The organism is Actinoallomurus oryzae, from assembly GCF_039541955.1.
GTDB lineage: Bacteria > Actinomycetota > Actinomycetes > Streptosporangiales > Streptosporangiaceae > Actinoallomurus > Actinoallomurus oryzae.
This window is the reverse complement of the sequence record NZ_BAABHF010000035.1, coordinates 50,620-63,283: the sequence shown is the minus strand read 5'-3', so window position 1 is coordinate 63,283 and position 12,664 is coordinate 50,620. Positions and strand designations below refer to the sequence as shown.

The 12,664-nt window shown below is 70.8% G+C and carries 11 protein-coding genes; 5 read left to right on the top strand and 6 right to left on the bottom strand.

The genetic code is table 11. From position 1 onward, the window contains the following. The first annotated feature begins 38 nt into the window (after positions 1-38). Entirely contained in the window at positions 39-1,676 is a 1,638-nt protein-coding gene (pgi, locus tag ABEA10_RS28860; RefSeq protein WP_345469196.1) for a glucose-6-phosphate isomerase, read from the top strand. Between the two features lie 43 nt (positions 1,677-1,719). On the opposite strand, the gene ABEA10_RS28855 is transcribed toward pgi, so the two are convergent. Further along, positions 1,720-2,532 (bottom strand): DoxX family membrane protein, encoded by an 813-nt coding sequence (locus ABEA10_RS28855; protein WP_345469194.1) that lies wholly within the window; start codon positions 2,530-2,532, stop codon positions 1,720-1,722. A gap of 247 nt (positions 2,533-2,779) precedes the next feature. On the opposite strand from ABEA10_RS28855, the gene ABEA10_RS28850 reads away from it, so the two are divergent. Continuing rightward, entirely contained in the window at positions 2,780-3,496 is a 717-nt protein-coding gene (locus ABEA10_RS28850; protein ID WP_345469191.1) for a ribonuclease HII, read from the top strand. 157 nt (positions 3,497-3,653) lie between these two features. Here the strand turns inward: ABEA10_RS28850 and ABEA10_RS28845 are convergent, their stop codons facing one another. The 4 genes from ABEA10_RS28845 to ABEA10_RS28830 all read right to left on the bottom strand — a co-directional run bounded on the left by ABEA10_RS28845 (position 3,654) and on the right by ABEA10_RS28830 (position 7,480). Next, entirely contained in the window at positions 3,654-4,196 is a 543-nt protein-coding gene (locus tag ABEA10_RS28845) for a hypothetical protein (protein WP_345469189.1), read from the bottom strand. A 525-nt stretch (positions 4,197-4,721) separates the two neighbouring features. Next, positions 4,722-5,585, bottom strand: coding sequence for a hypothetical protein (locus tag ABEA10_RS28840; RefSeq protein ID WP_345469187.1), 864 nt, complete (start codon positions 5,583-5,585; stop codon positions 4,722-4,724). Positions 5,586-5,672: 87 nt separating this feature from the next. Then, positions 5,673-6,278, bottom strand: a complete 606-nt coding sequence (locus tag ABEA10_RS28835) for a response regulator transcription factor (protein ID WP_329240787.1) — start codon at positions 6,276-6,278, stop codon at positions 5,673-5,675. Next, positions 6,275-7,480: a sensor histidine kinase gene (locus ABEA10_RS28830; protein ID WP_345469184.1), complete on the bottom strand. Its 1,206-nt coding sequence runs from the start codon at positions 7,478-7,480 to the stop codon at positions 6,275-6,277. Before ABEA10_RS28830 ends, ABEA10_RS28835 begins: the two co-directional genes overlap by 4 nt. 126 nt (positions 7,481-7,606) lie before the next feature. On the opposite strand from ABEA10_RS28830, the gene ABEA10_RS28825 reads away from it, so the two are divergent. The 3 genes from ABEA10_RS28825 (at position 7,607) to ABEA10_RS28815 (ending at position 11,814) form a co-directional block, all read left to right on the top strand. Next, complete coding sequence (locus ABEA10_RS28825; RefSeq protein WP_345469180.1) at positions 7,607-8,314, top strand: sugar isomerase domain-containing protein; 708 nt, start codon at positions 7,607-7,609, stop codon at positions 8,312-8,314. 38 nt (positions 8,315-8,352) lie between these two features. Beyond that, a complete protein-coding gene (locus ABEA10_RS28820) occupies positions 8,353-8,985 on the top strand; it encodes an HhH-GDP family DNA glycosylase (RefSeq protein WP_329240778.1) in 633 nt (210 codons plus the stop codon). Between the two features lie 447 nt (positions 8,986-9,432). Continuing rightward, a complete protein-coding gene (locus ABEA10_RS28815) occupies positions 9,433-11,814 on the top strand; it encodes an AAA family ATPase (RefSeq protein WP_345469176.1) in 2,382 nt (793 codons plus the stop codon). Here ABEA10_RS28815 and ABEA10_RS28810 read toward each other — a convergent pair. After that, the gene (locus tag ABEA10_RS28810; protein ID WP_345469174.1) at positions 11,728-12,663 is read right to left on the bottom strand and encodes an NAD(P)H-binding protein; all 936 of its coding nucleotides are present in this window, start codon (positions 12,661-12,663) and stop codon (positions 11,728-11,730) included. The two genes, ABEA10_RS28815 and ABEA10_RS28810, sit on opposite strands and share 87 nt — an antisense overlap. Position 12,664: the final 1 nt, after the last annotated feature.

Below are 12,664 nucleotides of genomic sequence, written 5' to 3'. Positions count from 1 at the left end.
TGGATGGCCGGGTAGCCAGATGAGACGGAGGCAAAGGGATGTCCGACAGCGTGCGGCTGGACCAGACCGACGAGTGGCGGGCGCTGCGGCGGCACTACGAGGAGACGCACGAGCTGCAGCTGCGCGAGTTGTTCGCCGCCGACCCCGAGCGGGGGAGCCGGTACTCACTGGAGGCCGGCGACCTGTACGTCGACTACTCGCGCAACCGGATCAACGATGAGACGCTGCGGCTGCTGCGTGAGCTCCTCGCCGCCCGCAAGGTGACCGAGCTGCGCGACGCGATGTTCTCGGGCGAAAAGATCAACTTCACCGAGAAGCGCGCGGTGCTCCACGTCGCCCTGCGCGCGCCGCGCGACGCGGTCATCGAGGTGGACGGGGAGAACATCGTGCCCGCCGTGCACGAGGTCCTCGACCGGATGGCCGCCTTCTCCGCGCAGGTGCGGTCGGGGGAGTGGACCGGGGCGACCGGCAGGCCGATCCGCAACGTCGTCAACATCGGCATCGGCGGCTCCGACCTCGGCCCGAAGATGGCGTACGAGGCGCTGCGCCCGTACACCGACCGGACGCGCGTGTTCCGGTTCGTGTCCAACGTCGACGGCGCCGACCTGCACGAGGCCGTCCGCGACCTCGACCCGGCCGAGACGCTGTTCATCATCTCCTCCAAGACGTTCACCACGGTCGAGACGATCACCAACGCGACCTCGGCGCGGCAGTGGCTGGTGTCGGCCCTCGGCGAGGACGCCGTGGCCAAACACTTCGTCGCGGTCTCCACGAACGCCGACCAGGTGGCCAAGTTCGGCATCGACACCGCCAACATGTTCGGCTTCTGGGACTGGGTCGGCGGCCGGTACTCCTTCGACTCGGCCATCGGCCTGTCGCTGATGGTCGCGATCGGCCCGGAGCGCTTCCGCGAGATGCTCGACGGTTTCCACCTGATGGACGAGCACTTCCGTACGGCGCCGCCGGAGCGGAACCTGCCGATGCTGCTCGGCCTGCTCGGCATCTGGTACGACGACTTCTACGACGCCCAGACCTACGCCGTGCTGCCCTACAGCCACTACCTGTCGCGGTTCACCGACTACCTCCAGCAGCTCGACATGGAGTCCGACGGCAAGTCGGTCGACCGTTCGGGCCGGCCGGTGACCTGGCAGACCGGTCCGGTCGTGTGGGGCACGCCGGGCACCAACGGCCAGCACGCCTACTACCAGCTGCTCCACCAGGGCACCAAGCTCGTGCCGGCCGACCTCATCGGCTTCGCCCGGCCCATCGACGAGCTGGACGAGCTGAAGGGGCAGCACGACCTGCTGATGGCCAACCTCTTCGCGCAGGGACAGGCGCTGGCGTTCGGCAAGACCGCCGAGGAGGTCGCCGCCGAGGGCGTGCCGGCCGAGCAGGTGCCGCACCGCACGTTCCCCGGCAACCGGCCGACCAACACGATCCTGGCCACCGAGCTGACGCCGTCGGTGCTCGGCCAGCTGATCGCCCTGTACGAGCACAAGGTGTTCGTCCAGGGGGCGATCTGGGGGATCAACTCCTTCGACCAGTGGGGCGTCGAGCTGGGCAAGGTGCTCGCCAAGAACCTCGAGCCCCGGCTGACCGGCGCGGCCGACACCGGCGACCTGGACGGCTCGACCGCGACCCTGGTGGAGCGCTACCGGAGGCTGCGCGGCCGCTGAGCGCCGCGGCGGACGCCCGGCCCGCCGGCCGGGCGTCCGCACGTCACGAGTCGGACGGTTTGGGCTGCCGCTTGCGGGTCCGCGTGGGAGCGGTGTCGTCGCCGGACGGCCCGGCCTGCTTCTTGCGGGTCCGCGCGGACGTCGTGTCGGCGGACGCCTCGGGCGGCTTCTTGCGGGTTCGCAGCGGAGCCGTGTCGTCCGCGGACGGCTCGGGCTTCTTCCCTCCGGCGACGATCACGTCGCGGGAGGTGTCGGTCACGATCTCGGCGGCCGTCCGGGGCCGGGCCGCGGGCTTGTCCTCGCTCGCCGGCGGCTCGGGGTACGCGCCCGCCGCGATGGCGCGCTCGGCGCGCGGCGCGACGGGCGTCTCCTCCGCCGTGCCGGGAACCGGACGCCAGGGAGGCGGCGCCTCGTCGTCCTCGTCCGCCGCGCGGCTCCGCCCGCCGAACAGCCGCTGGTCCAGCGTGATGCGCCCGCCGGCGCCGGCCGCGAACACCAGCGACGCCAGGCCGAGGACGAGGACCAGCTCGAAACCGTTCTGGACCTTCCCGTTGTCCACCAGGAAGACGCCGTGCTCGGCGTGCACGAAGATCAGCGCACCCGCCATGTCGAGGAAGAGCAGCGTCCCGGCGACCGGCAGCGCGATGCCGAGGATCAGCGCCGCGCCGCCCAGCAGCTCGACGAACGTCGAGTAGACCGCTGCGGCGGTGGGCAACGGGGTGCCCATCGCGTCGAGGTTCCGCCCGGTGGCGGTCACCCCGACCTGGATCTTCTGCCACCCATGGGCCAGGAACACCGTGCCGACACCACATCGGGCGAGCAGCGCGACGACGTCGTATATCGGCCGATTACGCATGACAATCCTTCCTGCGGACGTATCCGTCAGATCATCCGCTCCGGACCGATTCGGCGTCCACTCGGTCAGGTCCGCCGTTGCTCGATCGTGAAATTGCACGCCCGGATCCGCGGAGCCCATGACGGGCGAGGCGACGCGCTGTGCCGAGACAGGCGAACGCGACCCGTGAACCTGCCATCATGACCGAGCGAAGCGAGGGAATCGAAGGCACGGCCCTGTGGTCACTCCCTCCGACGAAGGAGGTTTCATGACCGCCACGCGAACCGAGGACACGCCTGCCCCGAGCGGCCCCGGCTATGCCGTCGAGGAGCAGTTGATCGCCGCCGGGGCCGCATGCGTCGCGGGCGTCGACGAGGTCGGCCGGGGAGCCTGGGCCGGGCCGGTCGTGGTCTGCGCGGCCGTCACCCGCATGGACGCCCCGCCGGAGGGCCTCACCGACTCCAAGATGCTCACGCCGCGCCGCCGCGCCGCGATCGCCGAGGTCCTCGAGGACTGGCTCGCCGCGTACGCGTTGGGCGCCGCGAGCCCGGAGGAGATCGACGACGTGGGCATGACCGAGGCGCTGCGCCGGGCGGCCGTACGCGCGCTGGAGGCGCTGCCCGAACGCCCGGACGCGGTGATCCTCGACGGCGCCCACAACTTCCTCGGCGACCGGGCGGCCTCCGACGGGCGGCCGTGGCCGGTCCGCACTGAGATCAAGGCCGACCTGCGGTCGGTGTCGGTGGCGGCGGCGTCCGTGCTGGCCAAGGTGCACCGCGACACACTGATGGCCGGGCTGGGACACGAGGAGTACGGCTTCGCGGCCAACGCCGGCTATCCCTCGCCCGTGCACCAGGACACGCTCCGGCGGCTCGGGCCCACGCCGCACCACCGGCTTTCCTGGTCCTACCTCGACGACCTGCCCGAGTGGCGGCACCTGCGCAAGCACCGGCCCGAGATCGAGGGACAGCTGTCCCTGATCTGACGCCGGTCCCCGGAGCCGGGTGCGCAGGTTCGAATCCTGCAGGGGGCGTCTTCCGCAGCCGGCGCGATCTAGCCGCTGACCTGCACAGACACGCAAAGGACGGGCCGGGCCCAGGTGTCACTGACTACCCTTGGGGTATTGCCATCACTCGCCCTCCTTACTCATCTGGGCGGACAACGGTGGTGCGAGTAGCGAGGCTGCTGAGTGGCGACCAATCGCCATCGAGGATCTCGGTACCCCTGAGCCGCACGTCGCGAAGTGCCGGGAGATCCAGAAGCGGCCGCAACGAACGAACCGCGCCGGCGTAGACCAGGTGCAGCTCTTCAAGCCCTTGCAGCCTGGTGAGATCAGAGAGATCGAGGCAGGCTTCCCCCTTCGTCGGACCCGGAAGAACACGCACGCTCCGGAGCGCGGTCAGGCCGCTCAACGGCTCCAGACTCTCGATCCGCGCTTCCCGCACTTCGACCTCCGCCAGCTCGCGGCAACCGGAGAGCCCCTCGAGTGTCGCGACCTGCTTCTTACCCTCAAGGCGAAGCTTCCTCAGCGGCAGTTCGGCATCGTCGAGGAAAGCGAGGTTCTGACCTTTCCAGAGCCAGATCGCCAGCTCCTGAAGGTAAAGCTGATGTTCAAGCCATTGAATCCACCTTAGTAAATCTCTGCTGTAGTCGGGGCAGGTACCATGGCCCGTCTGCCTGGTCATGGGACAGCACCGTGAAGTCATTTCGCACAGAGTTTCCTGTTGCTAGCCGAACTTGTTTCTACGGTTGGGCTCCAGACGACTGATCTCCAAATGCCGCACTGAGATCGTTGGCCAGATCATCAAGGATCCATCCGCCTCGACGGACATGTCCAGCCACACCTGAAAGGATATATCCGAAGAAATTGACCTTACGAATAGCCCAGGATGTCCATCCGGCCGCTGCTCCCAGCTCGACTTCACAAGACGCGCTTCGAGGGCGGCGAGCGATTCTTGCTCTATAAATTTCATACTGGACAACTCCGAATATCCAACTGGACTTCCATCTTGACGACGGTGCCCCTCAAGAGGCCATATCAGCAAAGCTTGTTAGAAAGGGTCCAATTGCGGCGGTGTGAAGCACCGCGAGAGATCTACGGGAGAACTCCTCGACCAGAGCGAGCGTGGCCGGGTATCGCCGCAGGTCAGCGGTGCTCTACGGCACTGCTTAACCCATGGCCTCCGGAGCCGTGGCCGCGGGACGGCGGGTCATCGGTGGTGGTACCAGGTGGCCGCCTCCCAGTCTCTCCGGTCGCGTTCGTAGACCTCCTCGGAGGCCAGCAGGTCGGTCGCGCCGGTGAACCGGAGGAAGTCCGGGTCGAGGCAGTTGTCCCAGTGGTCCGCGCTTCGGTGGTGCCAGTCCGGGGTCGTCTCGTAGTAGCGCTCCATGACCTGGAACGACGCCCGGTGCACGAGCCGGCCGCGCCAGTGGTATTCGACCGACACGGCGGTCGACTCGCCGGCGGTGAGAGAGGCGAGCCAGGGCGGATCAACGCCCGTCGGTTCCTCGCCGCCGACGGTCGGGGTGGTCGGCGTGGGCAGCGGCAGGACCGCCGGGTCCGGGACCGGCGGGTCCATCGTGGGCGTGGCGCAGGGCCCGACGTCGTCGGAGCGGTCGTTGCCGGTTCGGTAACTCCCGGCGACCTCGAGCCACCAGGAGCCGTCCCGATGCCGCCGCCACGGCGCCTCCGGCACCGCCGGCGGCCGCCCGTCGACGGTGGTCACGCGGACCTCGTCGAAGCCGTATCGGCAGAACCGGCGCGGCCCGTCGTTGACGTCCTCCCACCAGATCACATCCTGGTCGCCGCCCTCGTTGAAGTGGCGGCACCAGATCGTGCTGTAGCGCCAGTACCCGACGTGGTCCTCGCAGAAGTCCACGATGCCGGAGCTCTTCCCCGAGCCGTACTGGATGTCGGCGTAGCGCCCCTCGGGCCCGCACCGGATGTGGACCGGCACCCAGTACGAGCCGCCGGGGCCGAGCAGCGTCCAGGCGATCCACTGCGCCTCGACCATGGTGATGTGGCGACGAGGCTGCGCGTAGACCCGGACGAAGTCCGTGAAGATGTTCGACACCAGTCGATTCTGCCGATATTTCGGGCTCCCGGTCCGCGGACCGGCTTTGAGGCCTGTCTCAAAGACAGAGGGGCTTTGGGACAGGCCCTAAAGCCAGCCGTTGTGGCGCGCGGTGCGTACGGCCTCGATCCGGTTGCGTGCGCCGGTCTTGCCGATCGCCGCGGACAGGTAGTTGCGGACCGTGCTCTCCGACAGGTGCAGGCGCCCGGCGATATCGGCGATGGTGGAACCGTCGACCGCGGCGGTCAGCACGTCACGCTCACGGGCGGTGAGCGGGTTCGGGCCCGCGCTCAGCGCGGCCGTGGCCAGCTCCGGGTCGACCACCCGCTCGCCCGCGAGCACCCGGCGGATGGCGCGGGCGAGATCCTCCACCGGGCCGTCCTTGACGAGGAAGCCGCTCGCGCCCGCCTCCATCGCGCGGCGAAGGTAGCCGGGGCGGCCGAACGTCGTGACGATGAGGATCTTGCAGTCGGGCAGCTCGGCGTGCAGGTCGGCGGCGGCGTCCAGGCCGCTGCGGCCGGGCATCTCGATGTCGAGGACGGCGACGTCGGGGCGAACCTCGCGTGCGGTGGGCACGATCCGGTCGCCGGTGGAGACCTGGCCGACGACCTCGAAGTCCTCCTCCAGGCCGAGCAGCAGCGCCAGCGCGCCGCGCATCATGCCCTGGTCCTCGGCCAGCAGTACCTTGATCAAGAAATGTCTCCCTTCACCGGGAGCGTATTCAACGGCACCGTCACCGTGAGCACGTACCCGCCCAGCTCATCAGGGCCGGCGTGGAGCCGCCCGCCGGCGCCGCTGACGCGTTCGGTGAGCCCGCGCAGGCCGTTGCCCGGGACCGGGGATCCGCCGCGGCCGTCGTCGCGGATCGACAGCACGGCCGTACCCGCGCCGCGGTGCACCGAGATCTCGCAGGTGGCGGCGCCGCTGTGGCGGATGACGTTGGTGACGCCCTCGCGCACCGCCCAGCCGAGCAGCGAGCCGGTCTCCTCCGGGAGCGGCGTGCCCTCCTGGCGGACGGTCGGCTCGATGCCCGCGTCCCGCAATGCCGTACGCGCCCCGTCGATCTCGGCGGCGAGCCCACGGCCGCGGTAGCCGCTCACGGCGAGGCGCACCTGCCGCAGAGCGTCCCGGCCGATCGTCTCGATGTCGGCCGCCTGGTCCGCCGCCAGGCCGGGGTCGCGCGGGATCAGCTTGCGCACCGCCTGCGCCTTGATCACCATCACCGACAGCGTGTGGCCGAGCAGGTCGTGCAGGTCGCGGGCGAACCGGAGCCGTTCTTCGGACACGGCCGTCCGGGCCAGCTCCTCGCGGGTCTCGCGGAGCTCGCGGATCGCGCCGAACAGCAGCAGGATGATCGAGACGATGAAGCCGGAGATCAGCGTGCTGTACCAGACGGTGAAGGCGTCGCCGGGCGACGCGCCTCTGAGCCAGGCGGCAACGCCGGCCGTCACCGACAGCGTGCCCACCGCGATCACCGGCCACGGCCGCCCCGCCCACGGCACCACCACGCCACAGGCCATCGCGACCAGCGCGAACAGCATGTACATGCCGTGCCCGAACCAGCCGCTCAGTACGAAGGCGTCCACGGTCAGCGCCGCGAGCAGGCCCATCGCCAGCCGGTCGCCCTGTCCGCGGCGGAAGCCGAACCAGATCGCCGCGAGGACCAGCACGACGAACAGGCCCAGCAGCGGCGCCGAGGCCCAGACCGGTCGCGCCCGCCCGTGCACGACCTCCGACACGGCACCGATCCCGATCAGCAGCCACGGGTAGATCCCGAACGGGCCGGGCCCGTCGTCGATCCGCCCGGCGACGCCCGCGCCGCGGTGGGCCGTTCGCTCATCCCCGCACGCCGCGTCGTCCTCCCGCGCGTCCGGCGTCCCGTCACTGTCGGTCACGGGCACACCCTACGGGCACGGCGAACCTGCCGGACATGGCCGTCGATCCACTCTTCGGTGGGACAAATGTCCTGGACGAGGTCGCGTCCTGGATGAGGCCGGCGCGGCCTGGTAAACCGATCCCTCATGAACTGGATGCACGAACACCTCGACCGCGTCGAGCGGCACAACGCCGACGCACTCGACCAGGCGGCCGAGATCCTCCTGCCCGCGGTGACCGGCGGCGGCCTCGTCTACGCCGGCGGGTCCGGCCACTCGCTCGCGATGGTGCTGGAGGGCTTCTTCCGCGCCGGCGGCCTGGCCTGCGTCCATCCGCTGTACGCGCCGGAGATCTCACCGCTGCACGGCGCGTGGCCGGCGACCGAGGCCGAACGCCGTTCCGGCCTGGCCGCACCGATCATGGAGGCGGCGGCGCCCCGGCCCGGCGACGTCGTGGTGATCTTCTCCAACAGCGGCGCGAACCCCTACCCGGTCGAGTTGGCCCGCGCGGCCCGCTCGTACGACCTGCCGGTGATCGCGTTCGTGTCCGGCCCGTCGATGGCGGCGGCGCCCGCCCGCGCCGGCGTGAAGCTCGGCGAGGTCGCCGACCTGATCATCGACACGCTCGTCCCGCCCGGCGACGCGTCCTACCCGGCCGGGACGCCGCGTACGGCGGCCCTGTCGTCGCTGGCCTGCGTGTACCTGTGGAACCTGCTGCTGGCGCGGATGACCGACCGCGCGGAGCTGCCGCTGTGGGCGAGCGCCAACGTTCCCGGCGGCGACGAGCGCAACGCCGAGCTGCTGGAGCGATACTCCGTCCGCGTGCCCGCACTAAGACGGTCCTTCACGGGGTAAGGAAATGCGTACCTGCCCGCCATAAGTGGAGGTGGCCCATGGACAAGACGACCAAGACGTTGCTCTCCGAAGCGGGCCATACCTATGCGGAGGACGCCGGAATCACGCTCAAGGACCAGCCGGCGGCCCTTTTCAAGCTCCTGGTTCTGACGAATCTGCTCAGCACCCGCATCAACGCGGACATCGCGGTCGCGGCGGCGCACGAGCTGTTCGAGGCCGGCGGCGGGACGCCGCGCGGCCTGGCGAAGCTCGGCTGGCAGGAGCGTGTCGACGCGCTGGGCCGCGCGCACTATGTGCGCTACGACGAGAGCACCTCCACCCGGCTCGGCGACATGGCCGAGAAGGTGATGGAGGACTACGGCGGTGACCTGCGCCGGCTGCCGCAGAAGGTCGGGCGGGACGCCGAGCGCGCCCGGGAGGCCCTCCAGGAGTTCCCCGGAATCGGCCCGGTCGGAGCCGAGATCTTCTGCCGCGAGGCGCAGGCGGTCTGGCCGTGGCTGCGCCCGTCCTTCGACGCGCTCGCGCTCAAGGGCGCCGACCGCCTCGGCCTGCCGACCGACCCCAAACGCCTCGCCGAGCTCGTCAGCGACCGCGAACTCGCCCGCCTCGCGTCCGCGCTGGTCCGGGTCGCCAAGGACAAGAAACTGGCCGACCGGCTGGTCGGAGCCTAGGGCGCGTCTCACCTCAAAGTCCCCGTCCGTAGCGAGCGGTGTCCAGGCGTCGCGTCGCAAGGCGGAGGAGGGAGTCAGCCTGGGTTTGGCTGTCGACCGACGACAACGCGGCGAGGCGGCGTCTGGACGCCGCGTAGTAGGACAGCGGGGCTTTGAGACGCGCCCTAGCCAGGGCGGAACCCCTCTCAAAGCCCCGCTGTCATACTGAGCGGTGCCCGGGCGGCGCCGCGTCGCCGGGAGCCGGCCGTACCGGGCCGGCTCCCTTCTCCGCCTCACGGCGCGCCGCCCGGACACCGCTCGCTACGGACGGGGACTACCGGACGGGCCCTGAATCCCGCGTATTGTCGCCGGACGGTAACCGTCTTGATTGGGGCACGCCAGACAATAGGTTCTGCCATTACATGGTGAATCTGCGCTATACACGTCTGCAGGCGTGAGGGGAGGGCGATGCGACCGTTCGGCAGATCCCGATCGCACCCGCAGATCGCGCGCGATGTGTTCGAACGCGCACGCTGGCGTTATTTCCAGATCCAGGCGGGTGTGCGGCGGCTGACGTTTCTGGTGCTCGTCGTCGGCGCGGCGGCGGTCGCCGTCGTCACCGGATGGCCACTGCTGACGACGGTCGTCTTCGCGGCCACGATCCTGCTCGTCATCGACTTCACCCTACGCTCGCCCAGCGGCATGGCGACCGCGTTCATCGTGATCTGCTGGCTGGCCGCGGTCCTCCCGGTCAGCCGCCTCTACCCGCCGGGCGGCCACGAGGCGGTCTTCCTCGCCGCCCTCGCGCTCCCGGTCGCCTTCTTCGCCCACCGCATCCGCGCGTACGCCCCCTGGCGAACGGCCCTGGCCGCCCTCACCCTGGCCGGGATCGTGGCCGCCGCCCTCGCGCATCCCTTCCCCGCCCTGAACGCCGTCCCGGCGTGGGCGACCGCGCTGGTCGTGCTCTGCTACCGCTGGTGGCAGGCCCGCCGCATCGTGCCGGCCGAGGCGTACGACACCGGCTGGGCCCAGGAGGACTACCAGGAGCCGGACGAATACCCGCCTCAGGCGCACGGGCGCGCCGTCGAGGAGGTCCCCCAGATCTCGGTGAACGAGGCGCTCGCCGAGCTGGAGGGCATGATCGGCCTGGAGCCGGTGAAGCGGCAGGTCCGCGCCATCGCGGCGTCGATCGAGGCGGCGCGGATGCGCGCGGAGGCCGGCTTCGCCGCCGAGAAGCCGATGCGGCACTTCGTGTTCGTCGGCCCGTCGGGCACCGGCAAGACCACCGTCGCCCGCGTCGTCGCCAAGATCTTCTACGCCTTCGCGCTGCTGCCGACGCCCGAGGTCGTCGAGGCACAGCGCGCCGACCTCGTCGGCGAGTACCTGGGCGCCACCGCCATCAAGACCAACGACCTGGTGGACCGTGCCCTCGGCGGCGTGCTGTTCATCGACGAGGCGTACGGCCTGGTCAACACCACCGACGGGCAGCCCGACCGGTTCGGCAACGAGGCCGTGCAGACGCTGCTGAAACGGGCCGAGGACGACCGCGAGAACATCGTGATCATCCTGGCCGGCTACGAGGACGAGATGGACGCGTTCCTGTCCTCCAACCCCGGCCTGGCCTCCCGGTTCGGCACGCGGGTGAGCTTTCCGCGGTACGAACCGTCCGAGCTCCTCCAGATCGCCGAATACCACGCCGCGCTGCGCGGCGACCGGCTCGGCCCGGACGCGGCGCCCACGCTCTGGGCGCGCTTCGAGGAGGTCAGCCGGCGCGGCATCGTCGACGAGCTGGGCAACGGCCGCTTCGTCCGCTCCCTGATCGAGGGGGCGGCGCGCGCCCGCGACGTGCGGATCGTCGGAGGGGGCTGGCGGCACGGGGCCCGGAGCGCCGCGGAGACCCCCGAGCCGACGCCCGAGGAGCTCGTCACGATCGACGCGGCCGACATCGAGCTCGCGTTCGCCGAGGTGACCGAACGCTACCGCGGCTACGCCGAGACGCCGACGCTGGAGGAGGCGCTCGCCGGACTCGACGCGATGATCGGCCTCGAACCGGTGAAACGGCAGGTGCACGCCATCACGGCCCAGCTGCGCGTGGCGCAGCTCCGACAGGAGCAGGGCCTGGCCACCCATCCGCCGATGCGCCACTTCGTCTTCGCCGGGCCGCCCGGCACCGGCAAGACCACGGTCGCCCGCGTGCTCGGCCGCATCTTCGCGGCGCTGGGCCTGCTCGCCCGGCCCGAGGTGGTCGAGGCGCAGCGTGCCGACCTGGTGGGGGAGCACCTGGGCTCGACGGCGCTGAAGACCAACAAGGTGATCGACTCGGCGCTGGGCGGCGTGCTGTTCATCGACGAGGCGTACTCCCTGGTCAACCCCGGCTACGCCGGAGGCGACGCGTTCGGCGCGGAAGCCGTGCAGACGCTGCTGAAGCGTGCCGAGGACGACCGCGACCGGCTGGTCGTCATCCTGGCCGGTTACGACGCCGACATGGACCGGTTCCTGCGCTCCAACCCCGGCCTCGCCTCGCGGTTCTCCGAGCGGGTCGCGTTCCCCTCCTACACGCCCGACGAGCTGCTGGAGATCGCGGTGAGCCTGGCGGCCTCGGCCGGCGACTCGTGGGAGGAGACCGCGCTCGACGACCTCGCCGGCGTCTTCCAGCGAGTACGCGGGCAGGGCCGCATCGACGAGCTGGGCAACGGCCGCTTCGTGCGCTCGCTGTACGAGAAGGCGTGCGGGTTCCGCGACCTGCGGATCGCCTCGCTCGGCTCAGCGGCCACGACCGCCGACCTCACCACGCTGACCGGCGAGGACGTCCGCTCGGCGTACGCCGAGTTCGCCCAGCGCCGCGCCTGACGAAGCGGGTCGGCGAAAGTCGCCGGCGTGGTCCGCCGCCCACTGGGCGTAGGTGCGTCCGGGACGGCCGGTGACCTCCTCGACGATCGCTGAGACCTCGGCCGGTGTGCCGTCGCGAGCAGCCCACTGGCGAAGGAAGGTCTCGACGCCGATCGGCGGGATGGTCCGGCCCAGCTCCGCCCGTGCCTCCTCCACGGAGACCACGTCGAGGCGGATCGGCCGGCCGATGGCCTCGCCGATGTGCTCGACCTGCCGCCGCAGGGTGAGCGAATCCGGTCCGTACACGGTGTAGGCCTGCCGCCCGTGGCCGGGCCTGGTCAGCGCGGCCACCGCCAGCGCGGCCATGTCCTTCTCGTGCACGGGCGCGGTCTGCGCGTCCGGATAGGGGGTACGGACGACGTTCTCGGTGCGGATCGGCGTCCGCCACCACCACAGGGTGTTGGTGGCGAACATCCCCGGGCGGATGAACGTCCAGTCGATGCCGGACCGCTCGATCGCCACTTCGACGGCCCGGTGCTGCCGGGCGATGGGGTTCCGCTCGGCGTCGCCGGCCACGACCGCCGCCGACGACAGCAGCACCAGGTGCCGGACGCCCGCCGTCCGGGCGGCCTCGACGAAGCCCCGCGCGCCGTCCGGCTTGGCGTAGAGGAACGCCTTTTCGGCGCCCTCCAGAGCGGCGGGCAGTGTCTCCGGCCGCTCGAGGTCGGCCGCCACGACCTCCAGGCGTGGCGAGAGCCCGGCCGCCTCGGGGGTCCGGCTCGTCGCCCGCACGCGCTCGCCCGCGGCGAGCAGCCCGTCGGCGACATGACGGCCCACGTTCCCTCGGGCACCGAAGACGACCGTGACCATT